Source organism: Mesorhizobium sp. USDA 4413, from assembly GCF_056280365.1.
Map to the genome: position 1 here is coordinate 2211495 of NZ_JBVPRP010000001.1, position 26519 is coordinate 2238013.

Genomic DNA, 26519 nt, shown 5'->3' on the forward strand with positions numbered 1-26519 from the left:
ATTAGTTTGTCGGCGTGCTGCGTCAAAGCGTTGACCGGGCGTGGCTGTGGAATGTATAAAAATGCGAATAGAGAAATGCGAATTTGCAAATGGCATATGCTAAGCTTTTCATTGGCCGTCGCGTGCGCGAGTTGCGGGACGCCAGTAAGGCCACCCAGTCCGCGTTCGCCGAGCGGTTGGGGATCTCGACCAGTTATCTCAATCAGATCGAAAACAACCAGCGGCCCGTGTCAGCGGCAGTGCTTCTTGCATTGGCCGAGAAGTTTCAGGTCGATGTTTCGACCATCGGCGGCAGTGACACCGACCGGCTGCTGTCTGCCCTGAAGGAAACGCTGGCAGATCCGGTCTATGGTGGCCTGACACCGGGCGTTCAGGAACTGAAGCTGATCGCTCAAAACGCGCCGGCGATCGCGCATGCGCTGATTGCCTGCCATCAGGCATATCGCAGGAACTGCGAGCAGCTTGCCAGCTTTGACGATCAGTTGGTTCGCAACAACGCCGTCTCTGAGCCTACGCCCTATGAGGAGGTTCGCGATTTCTTCCATTTCGTCGACAATTATATCGACGAGCTCGACCGGGCGGCCGAGCATCTAGCAAGAACCTTGAACTTGCCAGAACGGGATGCGGGCACCGTGTTATCGCAGCACCTGGAGGAGCACCATAAAGTCCGTGTCGCACGCGCCCGAAGCGGAGAACGGTTGGTCAGGCTTTTCGATGCTTCCTCGCGGGTGCTCTACCTGAATCCCTATTCACCGGCCTCCACGCGCAGCTTCCAATTGGCTTTCCAGATTGGCGCCTTGGAGCAACGGGCGCAGATCTCCGCGATCATTGATCGAGCGCGCTTTCGGACCGCAGAGGCATCAGAGATTTGTCGGATTGGCCTTCTGAACTACTTCGCTGGAGCGCTGATGTTGCCGTATCGAACCTTCCTGGTTGCGGCTAAGGAGTTGCGGCACGACCTCCACCTTGTGGCAGTCCGTTTTGGTGCAAGCCTCGAGCAGGTCGCCCATCGGCTCTCGACGCTGCAAAGGGCGCGTCTGAAGGGCGTCCCGGTCTTCTTTGCACGCATCGATCGTGCGGGAAACATCACCAAACGTCACAGCGCGGCGAAACTGCAGTTCGCGCGCTATGGCGCGGCGTGCCCGTTGTGGAACGCCCATCAGGCTTTCGAATCCCCTGGCCGCATGATTTGTCAGCTGGCGGAGACACCTGACGGCGTCCGCTATCTCAGCATCGCAACCGAAGTGGCCAAGGCCGAGGGCGGGTTTGCCTCTCCTCATCGGCGCTACGCCATCGCGCTTGGGTGCGAGATTTCCTATGCCGGCGATTTCGTCTACGCGGACCGGCTGGATTTCACCAACAGTTCGGCATTCGACCCCATCGGGGTGTCATGCCGAATTTGTGAGCGGCGGGATTGCACCCAGCGCGCCATCCCGCCTCTTAAGAGCAAAATCACAGTAGATCATAACCGGCGCAGCGAACTGCCTTATACGATTTGCTGAAGCGCCGGAGAGTCTGGTCCGTTTGACCGCTGCGGACAGTGGCTTAAATTACCTCCGCAACGCGGATCACTGTCTTTGGATTGATCGCGTGAGCGCTCTCTTCTGATGGCATCGCGGGATTCTATGAAAGCGGCGTCGAGATAACTGATCAGTTCAAGCCCCTGCGAAGCGGTCAACTGGCGCAGTTCGTCCAGCAGACCGACGATGAAACCGAGCGCTGGGCGCGGGCCGTTGGATGATCATTTTCGGTCATCTGTCCAATCTCTCCCAAATCGAACCGAATCCAGCATAGCGCGCGATCGGTGCTCGCAAGGATACCAAAGCAAGCTGCTGTAGTTCCCATCGAAGAGACACCAGGCAACAAAGATCCGCGCTCTCCTGAAAATTGGACCCCATCCCGCGATCGCGGCGCTCGCTCGCATCATTCGACGCATACCTCTTCGATCGTGTGCCAGCCCGCGAGAGCCACATCTTTAGCGATTCTCAACAACCGTACTGTTTCCCAATTCGGCATCGACCTCCGGGTGGTTCGCGTTTTCCATATTCGACCTAAGAGAATTTTCCCTGCTTGAAATTGACACAAGCGGGGTTGCGGTATATTGGAAAATATCAGCAATTTCCAAACTGGGGAATCTTTCCAAATGAATTGCAGGCATTTCGATCCGACTGGCTCCGCCGGCGAGCCTCCCTCGACAGCCCATTTTGGCGCCGCTCAAACGTTCGGTCCGGCGATGGATGCAACCCAATTGAACGAAATCTCGGTCCTTACTCGGAGTGCAGAACGGCCCATGCCGGCCGCAGGCAGGAGCTAGAACTATGGTTGCCTACAAGCTTGGAACCGGTCGCTTGGGTGGCAGCCTGTCGCCACTGGTATTGGTTGGTATGCGGGTTCACCCTCTCGCCGAGATTCTGGGGGAGGGAGCTCCAACGGATCTTGAGAGCATATTTGCCGACTGGGCCAAATATGACGAACTACTTGCGGAACGATGCGCAAGGGTGGTCGCGCCGGGTGCGGATCCAGCCGACGTTTCCTATTGCACTCCAATTGCCAATCCAAGAAAGCTGATTTGCATTGGTACAAATTACCGTGAGCACAATCAGGAAATGGCTGCGGGCGAAAGACCTGAGTTTCCATACGGCTTTATGCGGCCCCAGGTAGCGCTGGCGGCTCACGGTGAAGAGATTCGGCTGCCTGCGCGTGCAAGCATGGTTGATTGGGAGGCCGAGCTGGGGGTTGTCATTGGTCGCCGCTACGGTCCCGGCGATGGCGGTGACCCCTTGCAGGCCGTAGCCGGCTATACGGTCATAAATGACGTTTCTGCCCGCGACTGGATTGCTTCACGACCATCTGTGGGTATCGACTGGGTCATGCAGAAAGGCTGGAACCAATTCCAACCGACAGGCCCGTGGATCACCCCGGCGCGCTTTGTAGATGACCCGCAGTCGCTGGGCATCGAGCTTGCCGTTAATGGAGTGGTCAAGCAGAAATCCAATACCAGCCGAATGATTTTTGGCGTCGCCGATATCACGCTTCATTTGGCCGGCATGATGACGCTGGAGCCCGGCGACATTATCGCTACCGGAACCCCGGCGGGGGTCGGCTACGGGCGCAATCCCCGCGAGTTCCTCAAGGCGGGCGATCAAGTAAGCGTCACGGTCGAAGGACTGGGCACACTGTGCAACAGATTTGTTTGAAAGGAGCAGTGTGATGGTCAATGTCAATCGCATCGTCTATGCCGTCTTCCAGACGCCCAACCTGCAAGGTCAGATCGACCACTACACAAAGATCTTGGGCCTCACTCTCGTCGAACGTGACGGCAAAGTGGCCTACCTATCGACGAGCGGCGATCACCACTCGCTAGTCCTTCGCGAGGGCTCTGAAGCTAGGTGCGAGGCGCTCGGTTTCCAGTTGCCGCCGACAGCGGATATTGGCGAATACGAGAACCAGATCAGAGCTCATGGGCTGAAAACAGAGCGCCAGGCTGACCCTCAGCCCTCCATCAAGGATGCGATTGTGTTTTACGATCCTAAAGGCACAAGGATCGAAACATTTGTCCAGGCCGTTCCCGCTGGGGTGGATTTCCAGCGTTGCGGCATATCGCCCAACAAGCTCGGCCATGTTGCGTTCAATGTGACCGATGTTCAGGGCGTCGTCGGCTTCTATCGCGATGTCCTCGGGTTCAAAGTCAGTGACTGGATGGGCGATTTCTTTGCTTTCATGCGATGTGGGCCAGATCACCACACGGTCAACCTGGTCGCCGGTCGCAATAGCAAGATGCACCACATAGCATTCGAGTTGCGCGATTGGTCTCACATACGCGATGCCTGTGACTGGCTTGCCAGAGATCGCATTCCGCTGGTTTGGGGACCGGTGCGTCATGGGATCGGACACAATATTTCGATCTATTACCGCAATCCTGACGGGCAGATAATCGAACTGTTCTGTGAGCTTGACCAGGTGAATGAGGCACTTGGAAGCTTTGAGCCCCGTCCGAGTCACCAAGACTTTCCCCAAAAAGGGAAAGTCTGGGAGGACATTCAGTTTGCAGCAAACATGTGGGGGAGCGGACCGCCAGATGGGTTCCTCGAATAAGTCACACTAGAAAGTCGCGACGAACACAGTTTGCGCTCCTTGTGGGGCGCGGTGATGCATCTACACACGGGCCGGTCAGGAGGCTGAGCGGGGGTAGCCAGCACATCGCTTACGCCCTTCCTTCAACTCGTCCCGAATCGGCAGCACGCGAAAGGAATGATCAAATGGAAATGATGTGGCTCAAGGGAAAGGTTGCCATCGTCACAGGTGGTGCTATGGGCATCGGCGCCGCTATCAGCGAAATGCTTGCCGAACTGGGTTCAGCCGTCGCAATTGCCGATATCAATCTGGATGCGGCCAAATCGACCGCTTCGCGCCTGTCGAAAAAGGTGGGGGGCAGGGTAGAGCCGTTCAAGCTGGACGTGACCTCTTGGGACTCAGCTTTTGCTATGGAAAAGGCCGTTGCCGGATCCTTGGGCCCAATCGATATTCTGGTGAACAACGCCGGCGCGTCGAAGCGTGTGCCTTTCCTGGAGATGGACGAGGCTGAGTGGGATCGAATCCTCGATATTAATCTCAAGAGTCAGTTCATCGTGACCCGTGCCGTCCTTCCGGGCATGGTGGAACGTGGCAAGGGTCGGGTGATCAACCTCGGATCAGTGACCTCGAAGAAGGGATACGCTCCGTTTTCCCACTATTGTACGTCGAAGTTCGGCGTGATGGGTCTTACCCAGAGCCTCGCCGCGGAATTCGCAACGACGGGCATAACCTTCAACACTGTCTGCCCGGGAATTCTCGAGACGCCACTCCATGAGGGCATCGCGCAAGAGATTGCAGACGCTGCAGGCGTGTCCCTGGCCGAGGCCAAAAGAAACTTCTTTGCAAACGTCCCGATGGGCCATCCTCAGGAACCTAGGGACGTAGCAGGGATGGTCGCCTTCCTCGCATCCGACCTTGGCCGCAACATGACGGGCGGCACGTACCACGTCGACGGCGGGATGGTCATGGATTGAGGCCGCGCGTAGCGAGCCTGCATGAACTGGATCGGCTCGGAGGGACAAAAATAAGAGAAAGCTTACTGGCGGTTTTTTGAAACCTCGGCCTTTGGAGAGACGGCCGACTATGCATGGGAGGATAAAACAAGTGAACAAGATAGTAAGTGTATTCAACGGAACGCGCAGGGACTTCCTGAAAGGCACCGTAGCCATCGCGGCATCCGCGCTTGCAGCGCCGGCGATTGCTCAATCGCGACCGTTGCGGATCGGTTTCGTTTCCCCATCAACCGGGCCCTTGGCCGGGGCCGCGGCCGGCGATCCATTCGTCCTCGAGAACCTTCGTTCGGCCCTTGCTGGCGGCATAACCGTCGACGGGGGGAGCAAACGCGCGGTGGAAATCGTTGTCCGCGACTGCCAGTCGAACGCAAATCGTTCGTCCGAAGTCGCGGCCGATCTCATCCTGCGCGAGGGCGTCGACATAATGTGCGCCTCCATCCATTCGCTCACGGTTACGCCAGTTGCAGACCAGTGCGAACTCAACGGTGTGCCGTTGGTCTCTTCGATTACACCCTGGGAAACGCAGGTCTCCGGGCGTGGAGCGACTCCTGACAAGCCATTTCGCTATCAGTTGCACATGTTCTGGGGCTTTTCCGAAGTCTCGGCCACATACATGGACATTTGGCGCCAGCTTAAGACCAACAAAGTCGTGGGCGCCCTGTGGCCAAACAATACGGACGGTCAAGGCTTCGCCAAAGGTTTCCCACCGCTTCTGCAGGAGCAGGCCTACACCCTCGTCGACCCCGGCCGGTATCAGGATCTTACGGATGATTACAGTTCGATCATCCAATTGTTCAAGAAAAGCGGCGTCGAGATCATCTCCGGCAATGTGCTGGCTCCGGACTGGACGACGTTCTGGACCCAGGCGGCCCAGCAGGGGTTCAAAGCGAAGGCGGCAACGACGGCTGCGGCGCTCGCCTTTGCCAGCACTGCAGAGCAGCTCGGGCCGCTCGCACAGAACCACAGTTTCGATCTTTTCTGGCACCCGACGTTTCCCTACAAGAGCTCGATCACCGGTCAAACCGCGGCAGATTACGCGGCGGCATTCGAGAGCAGCACCGGTCGGCAATGGAACCAGATCATCGGCACTGTTCACGCGACGCTCGAAACGGCCATAGATACGCTGAAGAGATCCGGTGGAGGTGATCGGGAGGCGAACCGTGAAGCGTTGTTCAAGACCAATCTTCCAACCATACAGGGTCCAATCGTTGCCGGATCCGGCCCTGCACCGAATGTCGTCATAACGCCGTTGACGGGCGCCCAATGGCGTATGACCAAGGGCGGCAAACACCCCTTTGAGCCAATTATCGTCAGCAATGTTTCTGCGCGTGACGTGCCTGTTGCCGGGCCTGCGGAAGCCACGTCCTGATCGTGCCGGGTGGCCGGGATGCGCGAGTTCCGGCCACCGCAATCAAAATCATAGAGGAATTGAGGGGCATGGGCGCGCCGCCGATTCTCGAATTGTGCCAACTCGACAAGGCCTTCGGGAAGATCGTCATTGCAGAAGGCATCGATCTCTCCGTCAGCCAGGGGGAGGGGCTGGGCATTATCGGTCCGAACGGTGCCGGTAAATCGACGCTGTTCAACCTGATTGCCGGCGACGATCGACCGAACAGCGGAGATATCCTGTTCGACGGGCGGTCGATCAATGACATGAAGCCGTATCAGCGCAGCAGATTGGGCATCGGGCGCAGCTATCAGATACCGCAGCCGTTCGGCAAAATGACGGTGTTTGAAAACGTCCTTACTGCAGCTGTGTTCGGCTCTGGCACGACAGTCGCCGAAGCGGAAGATCGTTGCATTGAAATCCTGCACCGCACCGGGTTGATGGGCGAAGTCAACAAGCCTGCAGGTCGCTTGACCCTGTTGCAGCGCAAACGCCTCGAACTCGCCCGTTCGCTTGCCACCCGGCCTCGTCTTTTGTTGCTCGACGAAATTGCGGGCGGATTAACCGAAGTTGAAACGCAGGCCCTGATCAACACCATCCGCGATCTTCGTGAGACCGGCGTGACGCTGATTTGGATCGAGCATATCGTGCATGCGCTCATCGCGACCGTTGACAGGCTTATCGTCCTCAATGGCGGCCGTATCATCTGCGACGGCAAGCCCCGGGAAGTTATTCAATCGCCGGAGGTGCGACGGATCTATCTGGGAGTCGAGCCAGAATGAGTACGATCGAGACCAAAGGGCTGACGGCCTATTATGGGGACTTTCAGGCATTGTTTGGGGTCGATATTATCCTGCGCGACGGCGAGACGACCGCGATTATCGGCGCCAACGGGGCAGGCAAGTCCACGGTCATGAAGGCGATCACCGGGCTGATCAAAACCAGTCCGGAAATGGTGTTTATCGACGGCGCTCCTTGTGGAGGGCGAGAAGCCCATACGGCAATCGCCAGTGGCATTGCCATGGTGCCGGAGGGCCGGCGGCTCTTTCCGTCGCTCACCGTCGAGGAAAATCTCTTGCTGGGCGCGCATTGTGCGCGCAAGGGGCCGTGGACCCTTGAGCGCGTCTATGAGGTCTTTCCCGGACTGAAGGAGCGCCGCCGGCTTTCGGGTACAGCACTGTCAGGAGGTCAGCAGCAGATGGTGGCCATTGGGCGCGCATTGATGTCTAATCCTACCTCACTCCTGTGCGACGAGATCAGCCTCGGTCTCGCTCCGGTCATTATCGAGGACTTGTACCGCAACATCGCGAAGCTAAAGGAAGAAGGGCTCTCCATCGTCATCGTCGAGCAGGACCTCGTCCGTGCCGTCAGCGTCGCGGACCGCGTCTATTGCCTTATGGAAGGCCGCGTTTCGCTGGAAGGACGCGCGGACGAGATGTCTCTTGCAGCAATTCGCAACGCGTATTTCGGAGTCTAGCAGATGGAGTGGATCAGCACATTGCTTCAGGGCCTTCTGCTTGGCGGAGTCTATTCCCTTTTTGCGATCGGCCTCAGCTTGGTCTTCGGTGTCATGCGGCTCGTCAACATCGCACATGGTGATCTGATCGTACTGGCGAGCTTTACTTCTTATGTTGTCGTCCAGGCGTTGGGTGTCGGGCCCTTGATGTCGCTCGTCATCGTTCTGCCAACGTTTTTCCTCTTCGGCTACCTCGTCCAGCTGCTGGTCCTAAACCGGACGCTCGGCGATGACATGTTGCCCCCAATGATCGTGACTTTTGGCCTGTCCATCGTTATCCAGAACGCCCTCTTTGACGTCTTCACGGCCGACAATCGCAAGCTCAACCTCGGTCCGATCGAGACCGCAAGCTTCCGCCTGGGAAACGATATCGCCATCGGGATTTATCCGCTTGCCGTCTTCGCCATCGCTATCGCCACCATCGTTGCTTTGCAGGCGTTGTTCTACAATACCAAGCTTGGCCGGGAATTTCGCGCGACTTCCGACGATGCGGAAGCCGCCCGGATGATGGGCATCAATACCAAACGGGTCTTTGCGGTTGCCACGGGAATTGGCATGGTGGTCATCGCTATCGCCGGGGTGCTGATGGGCGTACGGACCACCTTCGATCCGTTTTCCGGACCGGTGCGACTACTCTTCGCCTTCGAGGCCGTGATCATCGGTGGTCTCGGCAGCATCTGGGGCACGCTGTTTGGGGGCATCGTGCTTGGTCTCGCCCAAGCAATTGGCGGCCAGATCGATCCGCAGTTCCAAATCATGACCGGCCATATCGTTTTTCTAGTCGTGCTTCTGCTCCGACCGACCGGCTTTTTCCCCAAGGTGCAGCACTGATGACCAATCAAACTTACATCGTCGCTCGGGCAACGACCGCGTCCAAGGCCGCACTTGTCATCATGGTATCGTGCGTTGTCGTGCTGCTGCTGGTGCCGTTGACGGGAGACCGGGGCTCCATGCGGCTGATCGTGGAGATCTGCTACTTTTTGGCGCTCGCCCAGATGTGGAACCTGCTCGCCGGCTACGCCGGGCTCCTGTCGGTGGGGCAGCAGGCATTTTCGGGATTTGGCGGTTACATGCTGTTTGCATTTGTCGTCTATGGCGGCCTTTCCCCACTGATTTCTCTGCCGCTGGCCGGCATCCTCGCCGGCATTGTGTCGCTGCCGGTGGCCATTTTGATGTTCCGCCTCTCCGGCCCCTATTTCGCCATAGGCACCTGGGTGACCGCCGAGGTCTTCAAGCTTGTGTTCTTTGAAATTCCGCTGGGCGGCGGGTCTGGCATGAGTCTGCCGATCCAGGCCATCCGCGACATCTCGCCGACGACAGACGGCAGGGAGTTGATTATCTACCTCACCGCGCTGGCCATTGCCGTCGGTTCGGTGGCTCTTGTCTACTCAATGCTGCGCTCGAGATTCGGGCTCGCGCTCACCGCCGTACGCGACAATGAGCGCGCATCCGCGTCGGTCGGAATCGATTCATTCCGACTCAAGCTTGGCGTCTTTGTAACCGTCGCTGCGTTTACGGGTATGGTCGGGGCGTTAATCTTCCTGCAAAAGCTGCGCATCAGCCCCGGCTCGGCCTTCGATGTGATGGAATGGTCGGCCGGGATCATCTTCATCGTCGTCATTGGCGGCATAGGGCGCATCGAAGGGCCGTTCGTCGGCGTGGCGGTCTACTTTCTTCTGCGCGAGACGACGGCCAACTATGGCGCCTGGTACATGATCTTGCTGGGCCTGCTTGCCATCGTCATCATGCTATTCGCTCGGCAGGGACTCTGGGGTTTTCTCGCGGAGCGATACCGCCTCACTGTCTTTCCTATCGAACGTCGAGTCAGGACAGTCGAGCCTGTGGAAAAAGCAAAGCCATCCAACGGAATTTCCGATACGGCAATTTCCAATTTGAGCTTGCCCCCATTTTGATGCCCGGCAAAAGCCGAGGCTCAAGCGCCTCCTTAAGGAAGCATTTTCGGATGCAGCACGACGCGAGGACGCATCACACCGCCGGCGAAACGATCACGGATTGAAGCCGGCCTGTCAGCGAGTTCACCAACGAACGGGCGCATCTGGCGCGCCCTCAGGACCACGATCTATCGCGGCCTTCATCGTTTTCGCGGTCAGCAGCCTCGCCTTTCGCCAAGTTCGCGAGAACCGCGTCTGCAGTCGCAGTATAATGATCGACGAGCGCACGACAGGCTTCATCGGGGTCCCTTGCCAGACAGGCATCGACAATGCGCTTGTGTTCCTTGTCAACGTCCCGTCGCAGTGTTGGTTCGGCCACATTCAGCATTCGGACGATTCGAAATCGCTCGGATTGATCGAACAGTAGACCGGAAAGATGCCGCAGCCACGCGGAGTGCGACGCTGAAAGAAGGTCCATATGAAAGCGCTTGTGATCGCGAAACCACTCAAGGATATCGTCGTCCCCGGGCTGCGGAATTTTCTTACGCGACAGGATGTGATAAGCCGATAAGACTTTGCCTTCCCATTCCACGGAGCCTGCAGCGATGGACTGGCGCAAGGCACGCGTCTCTATCAAGAGCCGGGTCTCAAGCACGTCCTTGACTTCGATGGCAGAAAGAGGCGCTACCCGGAAGCCGCGCTGGCTCTCGGCAATAATTAGTCTTTCCGATGTCAGTCGAGTGAGAGCCTCGCGAAGCGGGCTGATGCCGACCTGATACTGCTCTCGCATCCAGTCAGACCGGAGTACGTTGCCCGGCTGGAGCCGGCCCAGGACGATATCCCAACGTATCCGGTCGTAAACGTCCTCGGCGAGCGTTGTCTTGCCGCCAATGGCTTCCAATTTCTGCATCCTTTTATCGAACCACACTTGCGGAGTGCGGTTTCCTCCATTGAACTTCGGCTCTGTCTGCGGCCATCAATTCCGCGAACGACATGATCATCCAAACCTTGAGCTGTCTAAACGGGTGGCTGATGCGCTTCGACACTGGGATACGCTCATGTAGCCGAAGGCAATCTGATAATCCACAATTTGCATTTGCTGCTCAACAAATTCGGCGAGGATTGGCGGACAAGCTGACACGAGCCTGGCGCCGAAACTGTAGGCGATCGGTGTGTTTCCTGCGTCGAGTCCAATAACAGCGGCATCAATCTGGATGAATTGTTTCGTAAAATCTTGGTGCATCCAAGAATTTCCTGCTGCCACCCGGCATCTATTCGGATCTTCCACGGGCAAGAATCGTCAGGCCCTTGACGACTGCCTCGCGCGTCAAGCGAGCTCGGGCCATGCAGCCAATGTCGGCGTTTCCCGTCAAGACTTTCATCGGTCGTCCTTCCTTCAAACGCACGCAGATACGCCCGAACTACCGTTCATGGAGGTCACGATCCTGTGTTCGGTAAGCTGGTTGCCGGAAAGCTCATCGGCGACTTTGCCGCCGTTGAACACGAGCACGCGGTCAGCTACAGCGATGTAGTCGGCCGGGTCGCTGGAATAGATGACAACGACCCGCTTCTCCGCGGCGAGCTGGCGGATAAGCGCGTACAGTTCACTTTTGGCGCCAATGTCGACACCGCGCATCGGATCGTCGAGTAGAAGCAGAGTTGGATCCGCCTCGATCCACTTCGCGAAGACAACCTTCTGCTGGTTGCCGCCGGACAGGCTCCCGACGGCCTGTCCTACTGAAGCCATCTTGACGCCGGTTGCGGCGCAGCGCTGCCTGGCCCTTTCGGCTTGGCGGCGACCGCTGATGACAAACCCATCGCGTCCCAGGCCCAGCCCTCGAACCGAAGATACGTTGTCGGCGATCGATTGATCGAGGGCCAGGCCCAGCCGCTTGCGATCGGCCGGAACATAGGCGATACCGTTTGCGACTGCCGAGGCGCTGTTCGCCTTGTGCCTGCCGCCGGAGGGCAGGGAGATCTCGCCGCGGACCACCGGCAGGCGGCCGAACAGCACGGCGAAAAGCTCCTCGACGCCGGCTCCGGCAAGGCCAGCGACGCCGACGACCTCGCCGCGGCGCGCCTCCATCCTATCGACTGAAAGGGCAATCGGTCCCCTGAGATTGGTTAGGCGGAGAGGATTTTCCGTTGAAATAGTCTCCCTGGCCCCGCCTTTGGTCGGCGACAGGTTCGTCGGCTTGTCCCCAAGCATCGCGGTTACAACGTCCGGCAGGGGCGGTGGGCCGGGGCGCTCGGGAAGGGTTACGCGCCTTCCGTCCCGAAGCACCGCTACGGTATCGGAAACGCCGAGCAATTCCTCGATGAAGTGCGAGATGTAGACAATTGCAGTACCCGACCACTTGAGCTCGCGAAGTATATTGTGGAGACGATCGACCTCGGAAGCATGAAGAGCCGAGGTCGGCTCGTCGAGAATGAACACCCTTGGATTCTGGAGCAGAGCGCGGGCGATCTCAACGAGCTGGCGGTCGGCGAGGCTGAGTGACCCGAGCGGCGCGGCAAGATTGGCGCGAAAGCCGAGGCGTTCAAGCACCGGGCCTGCCTCATCGGCCATACGTGCCGCTGAACGCCAGCCTCTGCGCCCTGGAACAAGGCAGAGGTTCTCTGCAATGCTGAGCGCCGGGAAAAGATTCAATTCCTGCGACACGAACGCGATGCCCGCCTGCCAGGCCTCGTGCATCGAGTTCATGTGGAGCTGACGACCGGCGAGAACGAGTTCACCCTGGTCGGGCTTCAGGGCTCCCGCAAGGCAGCGCATCAGCGTCGACTTGCCGGCGCCATTGGAGCCCACGAGGCCGAGGACAGATCCCTCTTGAATATCGATATTGACATTATCAAGAGCAACCTGCCGGCCGAACCGTTTTGTGACGCCTCTCACAGAGTAGACCGTCTGGGTCACCAAGCATCCCTCCCGCAAATATGCCGAGCAGGCGAGGACCGGCTCAGCGGCTCAAGCGTTACTGAATCGGCGGGTTGTCGTAGTCGGCAATCGGCGCCAACTCTCCCTTGTCGGCCAACGCTTTGGCACGATCGAACTCGGGGCCGTAGAACTGCCTGAGTCCGGTGACCGGGTCCTTCCATCCCTCGATGTAAGCGTCGATGTTCGAAGAATCGAGAACGAGCGGCGAAATCTTCAGCCAGTGTTTGGGCAAAGGCTTGCCTTCGTGTAACGCCTTGGCTGTGAGATAGACTGCCATGTAGGACTGGGCGTAGAAGCTCGACGGGATGGCGGCAGGGATAATGCCGTCTTTCACCGCTTGGCGAATGTCCTCCGGGACGTCGAAAGCGACGCTAGTCGCTTTCAGCTTGTTCTCGGCGATGATCCTGGCGATGTTCTGTTGCCCTGCCTCGCAGGCATCGAGATAAGCCAGAGCATCCGGGTGTTTGCGGATCGCCTGGTTCCAGGCCGCGAAGCTACCCTCGCGATCTGGCTTGGTGGCCACAGTATCCTGAACTTTGACTTTCGGCATGAGCTTGGCGAGGCCATTGCGCGTGCCGACGACGCGATTCTCGAGAACGGCAAGGCCGGGAACGCACGAACCGATCTCTACTTTACCTTCGATCTCATCCGCCGGCTTGCCGATGCTTTTCTCAAGCGTCTTGGCAATCACGGCCGCCGCGGCGAGACCCATCTCCGTAGGGTCGGCGCTCACAAAGAACCCGTCATGGAAGTCGGACGAGGGCGCCGAGTCTATCCAGGCAACTTTGATGCCCTTCTTCTGCGCCTCGAGCACCGGCTCGATGAAAAGAGGGGCTGCGATGTTGGTGATGATGATGGCGTCGGGCGATCTCAGCACTTCGTTCTGGAACATCGCCGCCTGTTTGGACGGATCGAAACTAGAAGGCCCCTCGAACCGAAGTTCGACAGGGAAGCCGAGGTCCTTTGCGGCAGCTTCGGCGCCCGCCTTGATCTCGACAGTCCACTCCTGGACGGTGGTCGGCAGCAGCGAGGTGATACGCAGAGGTTTGTCCCCCGCCCACGCCGTGCCGTCAGCTGCGATAAGAGCCATACAGGAGAGACTCGTCAAAATCACTTTGCGCAACGCGGTTGTGCAATTCATTTCTTCCTCCCAGGTTTTCAGTTGGTGGTGTCGCCGGCTCTGCTGGCCGATCGGTTTGGTCTTCACGACTTAGAGGTGAGATTGGAGTTCGTCGGACAGCTGGCGCCGGCGCTTCACAAAGCGATCGAGAGCGATCGCCGCCAGGATGACGCAGCCGGTAACGAAGCGCGCGTAATTGGGGTCCACCCCGAAGAAGACGATACCGCTGTCGATGACATTGATGATAAGCACGCCAAGGAAGGCGCCGAGGATCGTTCCGGAACCTCCCGCGAGCGACGTGCCTCCGATCACGACCGCCGCGATCACGAGAAGCTCCTTCTGCTCTCCCATGGAGGGATCGACCGCCTTGAAATAGGCGAGTGTCATCGCGGCCGACAGCGCACAGAGCATCCCGGTAAGCGCTGTCGCGTAGAGGCGGACGCGGTCAACCTTGACGCCGATAAAGTCGGCCGCTGCGCGGTTCGCCCCAATCGCTCGAACCGTTGCTCCGAAGCGCGTGTGGAAGAACAGGAAGTGGAGCGCCACGCCGACGGCGAACATCACCCAGGCGGACGCTGGCAATCCCAGGAATTCACCGCCGAAAATCCTGAAGAACAGGTGGTCGCGCGGCATGCCGAAGATGGGACTGGCGTCGGAAATGATGAGATTGAGCCCGAAAAAGACCGATAGCGTGCCGAGCGAGACGATGATGAGCGGCACGTCGAGGGCAGCAGTGACAATGCTGTTGAACGCTCCGAGGGCAGCGCCGATGAAGAGCGACAGGAGCACGGCGATCCAGGGATCGATTCCGCTTTTTATCATGAGGGCACTTGCAGTCACGGCGACCGCGTAGATGCCGCCGACCGATAAATCAATCTCGGTCATCGACACGAGATAAACCATGCCGAAAGCCATGATGCCGACGAGGGCGCATTGCCGGAGCAGAGTCTTGATCGAGCCAAACTCGAAGAATTCCGGATGCGGAATGCCGATGATCAGGACGAGGACGATCAATCCGATCAACAGCCCAGCTTCATCAAAACGGGCGAGGGACATGGCCCTCGCGACCGGTGACGAGGTATCAGAGACCCTAGCGAGCAATCTGTTCGATCCGATACCGATTAATTTAGCTCTCATGCTGCATTCTCCCGCGTACATTTCGGCGGCCGTCTTCGCGACTGCCTCCTCCCGTGCCCTCAGGCGGAATGGGGAGCCGCGATCATGCAATCGACAAGCGTCAAGGATTTTCCATTTATATGAAATTTTCCACAATCCTCGCAGAATTCGAATAATCCTTGATCGATGCGAAGTCAATATGCGATCCCAAGACGACAAGCGATGGGTGCTGGAAGATCGACGGGCCATGATACTGGCGGCGCGAACCATGTTGATGGCGTCGCATGACACGCTTGCCGTCCCGACCAGCGCGCGGCCAACTACTCAGCGACGCTCTGGTTGCTGCCACGTGCCGCCGCCAGTGAGAATGCCGACCGCACACCTTTGTCGATCAAATGAAACGCCAACCGCCATCTACGAGGATGGTCTGTCCCGTAACAAAAGCGGCATCGTCCGAAGCCAGGAAAGCCATCGGGCCGACCAGATCCTCCGGAATCCCGGTGCGCTTGATGGCCTGCTGCTGAGCGTGCGAGTCAAACCGGTCGGACTCCGGACCGCTTTCGGTAGTCGCGGTGCGGATGAAACCGGGGGCAATCGTGTTGACTGTAATGCCGAATTCGCCGACCTCGCTTGCCAACGAGCGTGCGAAACCGATCAGCCCGGCCTTGCTGGCGCTGTAGTGGGTTTTACAGGCGATGCCGGAATGGAATGTCGTCGATGAAATGGCGATGATCCGGCCCCACCCGCGCGCTCTCATGTTCGGCAACACGGCCTTGGTCAGGTGAAACATCGAGTCGAGATTGAGAGCGAGCACATGACGCCATTCGGCGAAGCTCATCTGCTCGAATAAGGTCGTCGGATAGATTCCGGCGTTGTGAACAAGGATGTCGCAACCGCCGAAAGTGTCGCCGGCCACTTTGGCCATTGCCGCGATTTCCGCTTCTGAGGTCATGTCGCAGCGAACCGCGACCGCATTCCCACCCACCTCCTTGATTGCAGCGACCGTGTGCACGCCGTCGGCGATATCGGCAATCGCGACATTCGCGCCTTCCGCTGCGAGCCGAATGGAGAAAGCGCGGCCGATCCCGTTCGCGCCGCCCGTCACGATTGCCGTCTTCCCAGTCAGTCGATTCATCTCTGGCTCCTGAGGAACTTTGGCTTGTCGGCAGCGCGGTTCCTCATCCGCGCATTGCGACCCAATGGACAACGCAGGCCCATATCCACAATTCCAATATTTTCCGACAAAGTGATAATTGCGGAAAATACGAAGAGTCAATTCCGTGCGTGATAAATCACTGGTGCCTCACGGCTCGAAATGGAAACTCTCAACGATTGTGGAAAAATCTGTTGACTTTCCAAAATTATAGGTAAAACTATGTGCGTACTCTGTTGACGGGCCTAGGGGTTGCCCCCTGCACTCGGCGCACCCCTATCGTTTCAAGGCGATTGGCTAACCCAATCCAACACTGTTTGGGAGGAAGACGTGACCAACAGCACCAACGGATGGAAATTCAACCACGATGTCGCGACCTCGGCCAAGTGGACGCCCGGCATGCGGGAGATATTCGAATACCGAGATCTTGGTATCAAAGGCAGCACCAATGGCGACTACATCGCGCATCTGGTCCGTCACAACGGCAAGAAGACGAAAGATGAAGTGCAGCAATGGCATGTCCACGACTGCACCTTCCAGATGGTCTACGTCCTGAACGGCTGGGCCACTTACGAATATGCCGGCCAAGGCCAGAAGACGATCCGCGCAGGCGACTGCGTCAATCAGTTTCCGGGCATTCCGCATCGCGAGATTGCCTGCTCCGAGGATTTCGAAGTCATCGAGATCGTGGCGCCGGCAAACTTCAAGACCAGGATCGTCGAAGCGCCACAGGCGTAACGCGACGGCTCGAGCGCTCTGGTCCAGCCGGGCGTTTCACGACACACCTTGCAGCCTCCGCGGCAGTGCCGTCGCAGTGCCGCGCTTTCCGAGCGGCATGCGACCTCATTCGGTTGCGAGGTGCCGCCGATCTAGAGGTCGTGCCCCGGCCGTGAACTCCGGGCAAGGTGACGTCGAACGGCCGTCGGCGCTCACTTTTGTCGTCAGTGGCCATTCGCCGCTCCATCACACCGAGCCGGGAGCGCTGGAGCAATCCCGGCGCAGGCGCAAAGGCGGCGTTGCAGCGGCAGCGCCGATCCATTTTACTTAGAGGACCTTCGATGTCGACTGCCCCCCTCGAAGCCTACGCTGTTGTGGCCTACAACAGCGCTTGGGATTCCGAAAACAAGATCCACGACGACGAAGTCGCGCGGCGGTTCGGCTTCTCTGGTGGGCTCGTGCCCGGAGTCGACGTCTACGCCTACATGGCCCACCCGCCCGTCGCCCGCTGGGGTCGCAGCTTTCTTGCGTCCGGCAGTCTTGAAACTCGCTTTCTCAAGCCCGTCTACGAGGGTGACACCGCGACGGTTACGGCTAGGGAGGCAAATGGCGGCCTCGACATCGAGCTTGCAAGCCGTGGCGAGATTTGCGCCACCGGCCACGCCGCGATGACCAACACCAAGCCGCCCGCGATCGATAATTTTATCGCGTCGGCCGCAGTGGCGCAGCGGGAGCCTGCCGACGAGACTTCGCTGCAGGTCGGTCGTCTGCTCGGCATCCGTCCCTTACGCATAACGAAGGAATGGGCCGACAAGTACGTCGCCGACACGCGCGAGCGCGACCCCATATATGCGCGCGAGGGGCTGTCGCATCCCGGTCAGTTGCCGCGTCTGTTCAACTGGGCGCTCTCGCACAACGTCGAATTGGGGCCTTGGATACATGTCGCCAGTAAGGTCGACCACTTTGCCGCCGCTCGGGTCGGCGACGAACTCACGGTGCGCGCCAGGGTCACCGGAAACTACGAGCGCAAGGGACACCGTTTCGTCGAGCTCGATGGCCTAATCGTAGCCAATGCAGCCACAGCCATCGCTCGCGTTGTCCACACAGCCATTTATCGGCCGCGCGCAAACTGATGCCCGCGGTGTTTGAGAGCGCCTGAGGGTATGGGCCCGATCGAGGCAACGGCGGGACAGCAAAACCCCTGCGACGTTCTGGGTCGAAAAGACCGTCCACTCGACGGCAGTCGGGCTTGCCCTCACTGCGACACAAGAAGATTTGCAAAGAGGAACTAAGCCTATGAACGGTGCGGAAAGTCTGGTGCGGACATTGGTGGCAGGCGGTGTCGACGTCTGCTTTGCCAATCCCGGCACCTCGGAGATGCATTTCGTCGCCGCGCTCGATAGGGTCGAGGGCATGCGTTGCGTGCTCGGCCTGTTCGAGGGTGTCGTGACGGGCGCCGCCGACGGATACTTCCGTATGAAGGGTTCGCCCGCCTCGACACTGCTGCATCTCGGCCCCGGTCTCGCCAATGGTCTCGCCAACCTCCACAACGCAAAGAAGGCCAATTCCGGCATTGTCAACATTGTTGGTGAGCATGCGGTCTACCATATCGGGTACGATGCTCCGCTGGCTTCTGACGTCGAGGGTCTGGCGAGGCCGATGTCAGGCTGGGTGCGGACCTCGCCTGACGCCAGATCGGTCGCCGCGGACGGAGCTGCGGCAATCGCGGCCGCAAGGGGCGCACCGCCTCAGATTGCGACCTTGATCCTGCCTGCTGATGCTGGCTGGAATGATGCCGATGGCATTGCACAGGTGCCGACCCCCGGCAAGCGCGACGGCTATTCCGCAGAGGCAGTCGATAATGCCGCCCGGGTTTTGCATGGCGGCGCCGCGCAGGCGCTGTTGCTGGTCACCGGCAGCGCCCTCACCGAACGGGGACTTGCGCTGCTAGCGCAGATCGCCGGCAAGACCGGCTGTGCGGTCCTGGGCCAGATTTACAATCCTCGTACTGCGCGTGGCGGAGGAAGATTCGCGATCGAGCGCATCCCCTACGCGATCGAGCAGGCATTGGCGACCTTGAAGGACTTCAAGCATATCGTCCTAGTTGAAGCCAACGATCCCGTCGCATTTTTTGCCTATCCGGGCAAGCCGAGCTTGCTGAAGGCGCAAGGCTGCAAAACGCACCGCATGACCACAGCTGCCGACGATACCATCGCAGCGCTCGAGGCGCTGGCGGCGGCGGTCGGTTCCAGACCACAGGATCGGAGGCAGCGGCAGCTGCTTGAAATCACCAAGCCGACTGGCGCGCTGACGCACGCCTCGATTGCCCAGGCACTGGCGGTGGCGATCCCAGAAAACGCTATCGTGGTCGACGAATCCATCACCACCGGCCGAGGCTTCTTTCCTCCAACGGCGGCTGCTCCCCCACACGACTGGTTGCAGAACATGGGCGGCTCGATCGGTTTCTCCATGCCGGTCGCGACCGGGGCAGCGATAGCGTGTCCGGACAGGAAGGTGATTTGCCTGGTCGGCGACGGAAGCGCCATGTACACGCTTCAATCGCTATGGACCCAGGCACGCGAAGGCCTGGACGTCGTCACAATCGTGTTCGCAAACCGGATGTACCAGATCCTACGGGGCGAGCTCGATCGCGTCGGTGTGGGCAAACCAGCGCACAGGGCGCTCGACATGCTCAGGCTGGACCGGCCGCATCTCGACTTCGTCGAAATGGCCAAGGGCATGGGAGTACCGGGCCGCGCGGTCTCCAATGTCGATGATCTCAATAAGGCACTGGCACAAGCCCTGGCTGAGCCGGGGCCGCGGCTGATTGAGGTGCAGATGTGAGCGGATGGCATCGCTTGATCTATAGAGGAGACCACTGAATGCCCGGACCGCTTTCTGGCGTTCGCGTTCTTGAACTGGCGCGCATCCTGGCCGGCCCCTGGGCTGGGCAGATCCTGGCCGATCTTGGCGCAGATGTTGTGAAGGTCGAGCGCACCGGCGCGGGCGATGACACGCGCGGATGGGGCCCGCCCTTCGTCGAGGGTGCCGACGGCGAGCCGCTCAGTGCCGCCTACTACCACGCTTGCAATCGCGGCAAGCGCTCGGTTGCCGTTGACTTCGAGACCGAAGCAGGGCGGCGTATCGTCAAAAAGCTCGCAGCCCGCTCCGACATCGTGATTGAGAATTTCAAGACCGGTGGGCTCGCGAAATTTGGTCTCGACTACGAGAGGCTGTCGAAGGACAACCCCGACATCATCTATTGTTCGATCACCGGGTTCGGCCAAGATGGCCCTTACTCGCACCGCGCCGGCTACGATCTGTTGATCCAGGGGATGGGCGGCCTCATGGATCTGACCGGTGAGCCGAACGGCGAGCCGATGAGAGGCGGCATCGCCTTCGCGGACATCATCACCGGTATCTATTCGGCGCTCGCGATCCTTGCGGCTCTCAACGACCGGATCACAAATGGCAAGGGCGCCTACATCGACATGGCGCTCCTCGACACGCAGGTCGCAATCCTCGCCAATCACGCGGCGAGCTATTTCGCCAGTGGTAAGGCGCCAAAGCGCATGGGCAACGCGCATCCGGCCATAGTGCCCTATCAGGTGTTTCCCGTCTCCGACGGACATGTCACCGTCGCCTGCGGCAACGACACGCAATTCGCTCGGCTGATCACACTGCTTGGCGCGCCCGAACTGGCTCGGGACGAGCGCTATATCACCAATGCAGGCCGTGTGCTCAACCGCGGCACCCTGATCCCACACATGCTCAAGTTGACGGCGCGGGTCTCACGCGCCGACCTTCTGGGACACCTCGAGAAGGCAGGTGTGCCGGGAGGGCCGATTAATACGCTGGAAGATGTTTTCGATGATCCGCAGGTGATTGCTCGCCAGATACGAATTGATCTGCCTAGCAAATTCGCAAGAGGAGGTTCGATTTCCAGCGTTCGGTCGCCGATCACCATCAACGGCATGCGCATGGCCGCCGACCGCCCGCCTCCTTTGCTCGGCGAGCACACACAAGAGGTGTTAGCCGAGATTGGAGAGAGTTGAGGTGGGCGACTTGTGCGGCGACCGGCAGGCTGCGTGGCGCGCGCGTGAAGGAAACTCGCAGACGCACAAATAGATCTGAAATTCACAGGGGCTTCCACCATGTTTAAAGCGCTTCTGATTGAAAGAGACGATAATGGGCAGCGCGTCGGCCTGTCCGAGTTGCGGGAGGAGCAGCTACCAGAGGGCGATGTCACTGTCCGTGTCGCGAGTTCGACGCTGAATTACAAGGATGCGCTCGCGATCACCGGCAAGGCGCCGGTCGTTCGGAGATTCCCGATGGTGCCTGGGATCGATTTCGCAGGCGTCGTCGAACACTCGGACAATCCGTCTTTTCGGTCCGGTGACAAGGTCGTTCTGAATGGCTGGGGGGTCGGCGAGGTCCACTGGGGCGGACTGTCTGAAGTCGTCCGGGTGAAGGGTGAATGGCTGATCCGGTTGGAGCCAAGCTTCAGCTTCTCTCAGGCCATGAGCATCGGCACGGCGGGCTATACCGCGATGCTTTGCGTCATGGCGCTGGAGCGGCACGGGCTCACGCCCGCAAGTGGACAGGTCTTGGTGACCGGCGCCTCTGGTGGCGTCGGCAGCGTTGCGATCGCCGTGCTCGCCAAGCTCGGCTACGAGGTGGCCGCTGTTACCGGTCGCACCGAGGAAGCGCAGTACCTCACAAAACTCGGCGCCAAGCGTATCCTGCCGCGATCGGACTTCAGCGAACCGGCTAAACCGCTCGCAAGGGAACAGTGGGCGGGCGCTGTCGACGTGGTGGGAGGATATGTGCTCGCCAATGTCTGCGCGTCACTGAAATACAGGGGCGTTGTGACGGCCTGTGGCCTTGCTGGGGACATGACTTTCCCCGCAACGGTCGCGCCGTTTATTCTGCGTGGCGTCACGCTTGCAGGGATCGACAGCGTGATGTGTCCCACTGACGAGCGACGTGAGGCTTGGCGGCGCCTTGGCGAGGACCTCGATCCGACCCTTCTGGATTCCATGGTGAAACGCATTGCGATCGAGGACGCCGTCAAGGTTTCCGAACAACTCATCGCGGGAGCCGTGCGCGGCCGTGTTGTCGTTCCGGTCAACGACCTTTGATGTAACCAAGAATAGTGGGCAGTACTCAACCCGCCATCGGCCGCTTCCCGCATGTGTCGGACACGCCGTACGTCATCTGCGAACGCAGTCCTCGCCGCGCAGGAAAAGTCAGCTTCATCCCGAGAAGGCTTTTGGTGCTGACGCATCGCACGAATTCCGGGCGTTCTTTGCCTATCACGACGCGCTGATGGAAAGCCCGGAAACCTAAGCAAATTGACCGTGAGATTGACAATGGTAGCGAGCAACCCCGTGCCCGTTTTGCGCGCCATACTGCGTATCCGGGCAAAGAATCCGCTGGTCGCCAACCGGGTTGCCCTGAACCAGCCTTCACATCAGCCTCCCTCCTGGCCGAGATGAACGAAACTGCAATTTTCCTCGAGTCGCAAGGCGCCAGTAGTCGTTGACAATGAATTGGCAGCCGTGGCGGTCACAGACTGCCTTCGAGGCTCGAATTTCCCGCCGCAGTGAAGGGACGAATCTTAGACCGTCACCGGCGGCCCGCCGACGCTCGGGCGGACCGAGATCTCACGCATCGGCACGCGCAGGTCCAGGTGAAGCTGGCCTGGTTTGTGGACCTTCTTGGAAGCGGGGAGTTCGCCGACGGTGACGGTCGGGGTGTGGCCATTCATGAGTGAGCCTCCTTGCTCGAGTGCAACGGAGACCCAGTTCACGCGGCGGAGGAAGTGACGCTTCGCCTGGAATACGGGCATTGCCCGAATACCGAAGCCGGACCGCCAACCCGCAGAGCCTCGCACCCTCCCTACGCCAGTATGAACTGGATCAGGTTCAATGGGTCACTGCGTGCTGTTAGCAGTATCTCACCCCCTCGCCGGGACTCCCCTGATGAGGCGCTTGGGTTGGACGATGCTGGGTGTGTGTGTCAACTGCGGCATGCCAAACGCGTATCGATAGGAATGATCGCGCCGAGGTGGCGACAAACGCTGCCCGTTTGAGGCATGGCAGACCCTCGCAGTTGGAGCTACCTGCCTCAGCGAGCTTCGCTCAACCACTGACGCCAAGGATGCGTGCCTTTAGGACGATGGTCTTTGCGTGTCGGCCACCTCGTCACGACCAAGGTGAGCTGACGATCGGGATCGGAAATGGCGACTATGGACGGCTGCTTACTTTCGCCTGCATCGCGCTCACGTTCGCAGCTGGGCTTCAAGCTGAACTTCTATTCCTCGCGGAACGCGCGACCCACCTGGTCGGCGAGCGGTTTCACAAGATAGGAAAGCACTGTGCGGCTTGCGGTCTGGATCATCGCTTCGGCCGGCATGCCGGGCACGAGCGTTAAGTCCTTTAGCTTGGTCAGCTCCGCATGAGGAACCGATACGCGCACCAAGTAATAGGAAACGCCTGTTTTTTCGTCGGTTGCCAAATCGGCCGCGATCAGGCTCACATATCCGGTCAATTCCGGCGTGGTCCGCAGGTTGAAGGCCGACATCCGCAGCATAGCCTTGTGACCAAGCTGGATCTGGTCGATATCCTTCGGTTGAATTCGCGCTTCCAGCGCGAGCTCGTCGCCTTCGGGCACAATTAGCATGATTGGATCTGCAGGTGCGACCACACCGCCAATCGTATGGACTGTGAGTTGATAAACGACCCCTGACTGTGGCGCGACAATATCGCTTCGTCTGAGTTCGTCCTCGGCTGCTACCTTGCGTGCAAGGTTTTCTCCCAGCTGCGCTTGAACTTCGGTTAACTCCCGGCCAACCTCTGCCTTGAGATCATGGTCGATTTGCACGATCTGCAGGCGCGTTTCGGCTATTTGGCCCGCCGTTTGTGCCTGATAAGCGATCTTCTCACCGCGTTCGCCGCCGAACGTGGCAAGCTGAGTTTTCAGGCTGTTCAAGCGTTGGTCCGACACGATGCGTTGTTCGCGCAGCCCACTCAAAGCAGCAATTTCCTTTTCCAGAATGTCGATGCCCCTGTTATAGGCAATTTCTTGCGCCTTAAGGCCTTCGATCTCGTACGCATACTGAGCAATACGCTCCGCCAGTTGAGCTTTTTTTGCTTCACGGGACTGTCTGCGGGACTCGAACAACCGCTTCTCACTGTGGATTGCCGAGGCCGCCTCCGCAACCTCTCTGCGGGCCAGCAGCCAGTCTGGGAAGACAATCTCCGTCAACTCATCGCGCTCAGCTTCGAGTCGAGCTAGTCTGGCCGCCAGCTCATCAAGGCGGTTCGTGACAATAGCGAGGTTGGTGCGCGCGCGAGTGGGGTCTAATTGCACGAGAACCTGTCCGGCATTTACCTTTTCGCCCTCGTGCACCAGGATTTTTTCCACCACCCCACCTGTTGGATGCTGTACCTTCTTCACATAAGAACCGACGACAAAGTGGCCGGACGCGATAACCGCACCGGAGAGATTTGTGACGGCCGCCCAGGCTCCGGCCCCTCCAACAAGACCTGCGCTCGCCAGAACGCCTGCCAATAGGTGGTGCCGAATGGATCGGGAAACCTCATTGGTTTTATCGATGTTGGACATCGGACCCTCCCTCTGGACCGCCGCTTCGCTTTGCCCCATGTAAGTCCTTGTTCTGCAAATCCTTGCAAAGCCACATTCCAAAAGCCCATCCCAGCCTATATCTGTCCTAGACTGGTGCCCTCGGCCGCCGCTTCAAAACCGCGGCAAGCACTTGGTCGCGTGGACCCAAGGCTCTCTGTTGGCCCCCTTCCATCATTAAAACCTGATCCACGGCCTCAATGGCGCTCGGGCGATGAGCGACGACGACGGCAATCCCCCTACGTGCGCGCACCGAGGCGATCGCCTTAATGACGGCGGCTTCGCCCTCCGCATCAAGATTTGCGTTGGGTTCATCAAGAACAACAAGGAAAGGATCGCGGTAGAGAGCACGGGCGAGCCCGATGCGTTGGCGTTGTCCAGCGGAAAGTGAGGCGCCGGCCACACCGATTGGTGTTTCATAGCCCCGTTCCAATCCCAGGATCAGTTCGTGGGTACCCGCGGCCTTTGCTGCGGTTATCACTGCGTCGGGATCAGGATCATGCTCAAAACGAGCGATGTTTTCAGCAACGGTCCCGTTGAACAGTTCGACTCCTTGAGGAAGATAGCCGATATGACGGCCCAACTCTTCCCGGTCCCATTGATCGTAGCTTGCGCCGTCAATGCGAACCTTTCCGGCAGCGGCACTCCATGCGCCGACAATGACGCGCGAGAGCATCGACTTGCCCGAACCGGACGGGCCAATAATGCCGAGTGCGCTTCCGGCCTGAAGTGTGAATTCAATGCCGGTCACGCTCGGCTTCATTTTACCTGGCGCAACTATTGTCACACCCTCAAGGCGCAATTCGCGCACCGGTGCGGGCAGCGGCATTACCGGAGCGGCTTGCAGGCCTTCTTTCAGAAGGTCTCTCAGCCGCGCCCAGCTCTGAAGGGCCATCACGAATGGCTTCCAGCTTGAGATTGCCAGATCGACGGGCGCGAGCGCGCGTCCCATCATGATCGAACTTGCAATGATAACCCCAGCATTAACTTCGTGCATGATGACGAGGCATGCGCCGACTGCAAGAATGGCCGATTGCAGCATCATCCGTAGTGACTTCGAAACGCCTCCGAGCCCACTGGCCACGTCACCGGCTTTCCGGTTAGCGACGAGGTACTCATCGTTAGCCTTGCGCCATCGGATCGCGATCCGATTTCGCAGACCGAGAGCTTGTACGACCTCGGCATTGCGGCGCGCTGCTTCTAACAGAGCGTTCCGGACTATGTTGTGCGTGATCGCTTCGCGGATCGGCCGATGCGACAAAGCATGGGTAAGAAGCGTCAGAGATATGAGCAGGACCGCCCCGACAAACGCGGTCATGCCGAGCCAGAAATGGAAAAAAAAGCAAATGCCAAAGTACAGTGGCATCCATGGCAGATCCAAGAATGCCATGGGACCATTTCCAGCGAGGAACCCGCGAATATTGTCGAGATCACGAAGCGGCTGCAATCCGTCGCCTGGCATGGGCATCAACAGCGGAAGACGAACGATGACATCGTGAACGCGTCCGGAGAACTGGCCATCGAACTGCTCGCCGATCCGCAGCAAAACGCGGGCACGCAGGATGTCGAGCAGCGCTTGGAACGCATAAAGCCCCGCAGCGAGGACCGCGAGACCAACCAGTGTGGGAACGCTTCCGCTTGCCAAAACACGGTCATAGACCTGCAACATGAACAACGGCGATGTTAGTGAAAGTATATTTACAATTCCACTGAGAAAAAAAATCCCAACAATTGTAGAGATCGAAAGGAAAGGCCTCACATAGGTTGCCTATATTTGGGAAAACTTTCAGCAATGAAGCGAAAGGTCTCGGATGTTGGCATCGGCATGAGTAAAGCAACGCTAAGACACGGACAGAGACGCTCCAGATTAGCCCACAACATCCGCAGACCTGCCAGTCTTAACTGCAGATGACTACCGTTGCTGTCGGACAGGGCGACGACCTCCCGCT

23 protein-coding genes, 1 pseudogene and 1 riboswitch are annotated in these 26519 nt (G+C 59.0%); of the genes and pseudogenes, 14 read left to right on the forward strand and 10 right to left on the reverse strand.

All coding sequences use genetic code 11. The annotated features are described in order from the left end of the window. Positions 1-89: 89 nt before the first annotated feature. The 9 genes from ACVMIM_RS10825 to ACVMIM_RS10865 all read left to right on the forward strand — a co-directional run bounded on the left by ACVMIM_RS10825 (position 90) and on the right by ACVMIM_RS10865 (position 9903). Positions 90-1502 carry a helix-turn-helix domain-containing protein gene (locus ACVMIM_RS10825; RefSeq protein ID WP_040985468.1) on the forward strand — a complete coding sequence of 471 codons (1413 nt, stop codon included), beginning with the start codon at positions 90-92 and terminating at the stop codon, positions 1500-1502. Positions 1503-2318: 816 nt separating this feature from the next. Next, positions 2319-3197 carry a fumarylacetoacetate hydrolase family protein gene (locus ACVMIM_RS10830; RefSeq protein ID WP_040985466.1) on the forward strand — a complete coding sequence of 293 codons (879 nt, stop codon included), beginning with the start codon at positions 2319-2321 and terminating at the stop codon, positions 3195-3197. 13 nt (positions 3198-3210) lie between these two features. Further along, positions 3211-4095, forward strand: coding sequence for a VOC family protein (locus ACVMIM_RS10835; RefSeq protein ID WP_040985464.1), 885 nt, complete (start codon positions 3211-3213; stop codon positions 4093-4095). A gap of 164 nt (positions 4096-4259) precedes the next feature. After that, complete coding sequence (locus tag ACVMIM_RS10840; protein WP_052457896.1) at positions 4260-5048, forward strand: SDR family NAD(P)-dependent oxidoreductase; 789 nt, start codon at positions 4260-4262, stop codon at positions 5046-5048. 130 nt (positions 5049-5178) lie between these two features. After that, positions 5179-6456, forward strand: a complete 1278-nt coding sequence (locus ACVMIM_RS10845; RefSeq protein WP_476111920.1) for an ABC transporter substrate-binding protein — start codon at positions 5179-5181, stop codon at positions 6454-6456. A gap of 68 nt (positions 6457-6524) precedes the next feature. Further along, positions 6525-7256, forward strand: coding sequence for an ABC transporter ATP-binding protein (locus tag ACVMIM_RS10850; RefSeq protein ID WP_040985462.1), 732 nt, complete (start codon positions 6525-6527; stop codon positions 7254-7256). After that, positions 7253-7951, forward strand: coding sequence for an ABC transporter ATP-binding protein (locus ACVMIM_RS10855; RefSeq protein ID WP_040985460.1), 699 nt, complete (start codon positions 7253-7255; stop codon positions 7949-7951). Before ACVMIM_RS10850 ends, ACVMIM_RS10855 begins: the two co-directional genes overlap by 4 nt. 3 nt (positions 7952-7954) lie before the next feature. After that, the gene (locus tag ACVMIM_RS10860) at positions 7955-8821 is read left to right on the forward strand and encodes a branched-chain amino acid ABC transporter permease (RefSeq protein ID WP_040985458.1); all 867 of its coding nucleotides are present in this window, start codon (positions 7955-7957) and stop codon (positions 8819-8821) included. Further along, on the forward strand, positions 8821-9903 hold the full coding sequence (locus tag ACVMIM_RS10865) for a branched-chain amino acid ABC transporter permease (RefSeq protein ID WP_476111923.1): 1083 nt from the start codon (positions 8821-8823) through the stop codon (positions 9901-9903). Before ACVMIM_RS10860 ends, ACVMIM_RS10865 begins: the two co-directional genes overlap by 1 nt. Before the next feature lie 154 nt (positions 9904-10057). On the opposite strand, the gene ACVMIM_RS10870 is transcribed toward ACVMIM_RS10865, so the two are convergent. The 6 genes from ACVMIM_RS10870 to ACVMIM_RS10895 form a co-directional block, all read right to left on the reverse strand. Then, the gene (locus tag ACVMIM_RS10870; protein WP_476111925.1) at positions 10058-10783 is read right to left on the reverse strand and encodes a GntR family transcriptional regulator; all 726 of its coding nucleotides are present in this window, start codon (positions 10781-10783) and stop codon (positions 10058-10060) included. Positions 10784-10879: 96 nt separating this feature from the next. Then, entirely contained in the window at positions 10880-11125 is a 246-nt protein-coding gene (locus tag ACVMIM_RS10875; RefSeq protein ID WP_040985456.1) for a hypothetical protein, read from the reverse strand. 153 nt (positions 11126-11278) lie between these two features. Continuing rightward, positions 11279-12796, reverse strand: a complete 1518-nt coding sequence (locus tag ACVMIM_RS10880) for an ATP-binding cassette domain-containing protein (RefSeq protein ID WP_040986126.1) — start codon at positions 12794-12796, stop codon at positions 11279-11281. Between the two features lie 58 nt (positions 12797-12854). Then, the gene (locus tag ACVMIM_RS10885; RefSeq protein ID WP_476111927.1) at positions 12855-13958 is read right to left on the reverse strand and encodes a sugar ABC transporter substrate-binding protein; all 1104 of its coding nucleotides are present in this window, start codon (positions 13956-13958) and stop codon (positions 12855-12857) included. A 69-nt stretch (positions 13959-14027) separates the two neighbouring features. Then, positions 14028-14993: an ABC transporter permease gene (locus ACVMIM_RS10890; RefSeq protein ID WP_040985454.1), complete on the reverse strand. Its 966-nt coding sequence runs from the start codon at positions 14991-14993 to the stop codon at positions 14028-14030. A gap of 451 nt (positions 14994-15444) precedes the next feature. After that, complete coding sequence (locus ACVMIM_RS10895) at positions 15445-16188, reverse strand: SDR family NAD(P)-dependent oxidoreductase (RefSeq protein WP_040985452.1); 744 nt, start codon at positions 16186-16188, stop codon at positions 15445-15447. Between the two features lie 348 nt (positions 16189-16536). Here ACVMIM_RS10895 and ACVMIM_RS10900 point away from each other — a divergent pair, with 348 nt between their 5' ends. The 5 genes from ACVMIM_RS10900 (at position 16537) to acuI (ending at position 22064) form a co-directional block, all read left to right on the forward strand. Then, positions 16537-16944: a cupin domain-containing protein gene (locus tag ACVMIM_RS10900; RefSeq protein WP_040985449.1), complete on the forward strand. Its 408-nt coding sequence runs from the start codon at positions 16537-16539 to the stop codon at positions 16942-16944. Between the two features lie 320 nt (positions 16945-17264). Beyond that, on the forward strand, positions 17265-18056 hold the full coding sequence (locus ACVMIM_RS10905) for a hotdog fold domain-containing protein (RefSeq protein WP_040985447.1): 792 nt from the start codon (positions 17265-17267) through the stop codon (positions 18054-18056). A 163-nt stretch (positions 18057-18219) separates the two neighbouring features. Then, on the forward strand, positions 18220-19767 hold the full coding sequence (locus tag ACVMIM_RS10910; protein WP_040985446.1) for an acetolactate synthase large subunit: 1548 nt from the start codon (positions 18220-18222) through the stop codon (positions 19765-19767). Positions 19768-19805: 38 nt separating this feature from the next. Then, entirely contained in the window at positions 19806-20978 is a 1173-nt protein-coding gene (locus ACVMIM_RS10915) for a CaiB/BaiF CoA transferase family protein (protein ID WP_040985445.1), read from the forward strand. 99 nt (positions 20979-21077) lie between these two features. Continuing rightward, entirely contained in the window at positions 21078-22064 is a 987-nt protein-coding gene (gene acuI, locus ACVMIM_RS10920; RefSeq protein ID WP_040985444.1) for an acrylyl-CoA reductase (NADPH), read from the forward strand. A 341-nt stretch (positions 22065-22405) separates the two neighbouring features. Here the strand turns inward: acuI and ACVMIM_RS10925 are convergent. The 4 genes and pseudogenes from ACVMIM_RS10925 to ACVMIM_RS10940 form a co-directional block, all read right to left on the reverse strand. Next, a pseudogene (locus ACVMIM_RS10925) lies at positions 22406-22529 on the reverse strand (thiamine phosphate synthase); the annotation flags it as partial. A 14-nt stretch (positions 22530-22543) separates the two neighbouring features. After that, a complete protein-coding gene (locus ACVMIM_RS10930) occupies positions 22544-22693 on the reverse strand; it encodes a hypothetical protein (RefSeq protein ID WP_476111930.1) in 150 nt (49 codons plus the stop codon). A 110-nt stretch (positions 22694-22803) separates the two neighbouring features. Further along, a riboswitch (TPP riboswitch) is annotated at positions 22804-22916 on the reverse strand. Positions 22917-23238: 322 nt separating this feature from the next. Then, positions 23239-24552 (reverse strand): HlyD family type I secretion periplasmic adaptor subunit, encoded by a 1314-nt coding sequence (locus ACVMIM_RS10935; protein ID WP_040986124.1) that lies wholly within the window; start codon positions 24550-24552, stop codon positions 23239-23241. Positions 24553-24658: 106 nt separating this feature from the next. Further along, the gene (locus ACVMIM_RS10940; RefSeq protein ID WP_052457892.1) at positions 24659-26329 is read right to left on the reverse strand and encodes a type I secretion system permease/ATPase; all 1671 of its coding nucleotides are present in this window, start codon (positions 26327-26329) and stop codon (positions 24659-24661) included. Positions 26330-26519 lie beyond the last annotated feature (190 nt).

Coding starts and splice junctions, on each gene's coding strand:
- ACVMIM_RS10825 (WP_040985468.1), top strand. CDS start 90: ATGGCATATGCTAAGCTTTTCATTGGCCGTCGCGTGCGCGAGTTGCGG.
- ACVMIM_RS10830 (WP_040985466.1), top strand. CDS start 2,319: ATGGTTGCCTACAAGCTTGGAACCGGTCGCTTGGGTGGCAGCCTGTCG.
- ACVMIM_RS10835 (WP_040985464.1), top strand. CDS start 3,211: ATGGTCAATGTCAATCGCATCGTCTATGCCGTCTTCCAGACGCCCAAC.
- ACVMIM_RS10840 (WP_052457896.1), top strand. CDS start 4,260: ATGGAAATGATGTGGCTCAAGGGAAAGGTTGCCATCGTCACAGGTGGT.
- ACVMIM_RS10850 (WP_040985462.1), top strand. CDS start 6,525: ATGGGCGCGCCGCCGATTCTCGAATTGTGCCAACTCGACAAGGCCTTC.
- ACVMIM_RS10855 (WP_040985460.1), top strand. CDS start 7,253: ATGAGTACGATCGAGACCAAAGGGCTGACGGCCTATTATGGGGACTTT.
- ACVMIM_RS10860 (WP_040985458.1), top strand. CDS start 7,955: ATGGAGTGGATCAGCACATTGCTTCAGGGCCTTCTGCTTGGCGGAGTC.
- ACVMIM_RS10865 (WP_476111923.1), top strand. CDS start 8,821: ATGACCAATCAAACTTACATCGTCGCTCGGGCAACGACCGCGTCCAAG.
- ACVMIM_RS10875 (WP_040985456.1), bottom strand. CDS start 11,125: ATGCACCAAGATTTTACGAAACAATTCATCCAGATTGATGCCGCTGTT.
- ACVMIM_RS10885 (WP_476111927.1), bottom strand. CDS start 13,958: ATGAATTGCACAACCGCGTTGCGCAAAGTGATTTTGACGAGTCTCTCC.
- ACVMIM_RS10890 (WP_040985454.1), bottom strand. CDS start 14,993: ATGTCCCTCGCCCGTTTTGATGAAGCTGGGCTGTTGATCGGATTGATC.
- ACVMIM_RS10895 (WP_040985452.1), bottom strand. CDS start 16,188: ATGAATCGACTGACTGGGAAGACGGCAATCGTGACGGGCGGCGCGAAC.
- ACVMIM_RS10905 (WP_040985447.1), top strand. CDS start 17,265: ATGTCGACTGCCCCCCTCGAAGCCTACGCTGTTGTGGCCTACAACAGC.
- ACVMIM_RS10910 (WP_040985446.1), top strand. CDS start 18,220: ATGAACGGTGCGGAAAGTCTGGTGCGGACATTGGTGGCAGGCGGTGTC.
- ACVMIM_RS10915 (WP_040985445.1), top strand. CDS start 19,806: ATGCCCGGACCGCTTTCTGGCGTTCGCGTTCTTGAACTGGCGCGCATC.
- acuI (WP_040985444.1), top strand. CDS start 21,078: ATGTTTAAAGCGCTTCTGATTGAAAGAGACGATAATGGGCAGCGCGTC.
- ACVMIM_RS10930 (WP_476111930.1), bottom strand. CDS start 22,693: ATGAATGGCCACACCCCGACCGTCACCGTCGGCGAACTCCCCGCTTCC.
- ACVMIM_RS10935 (WP_040986124.1), bottom strand. CDS start 24,552: ATGTCCAACATCGATAAAACCAATGAGGTTTCCCGATCCATTCGGCAC.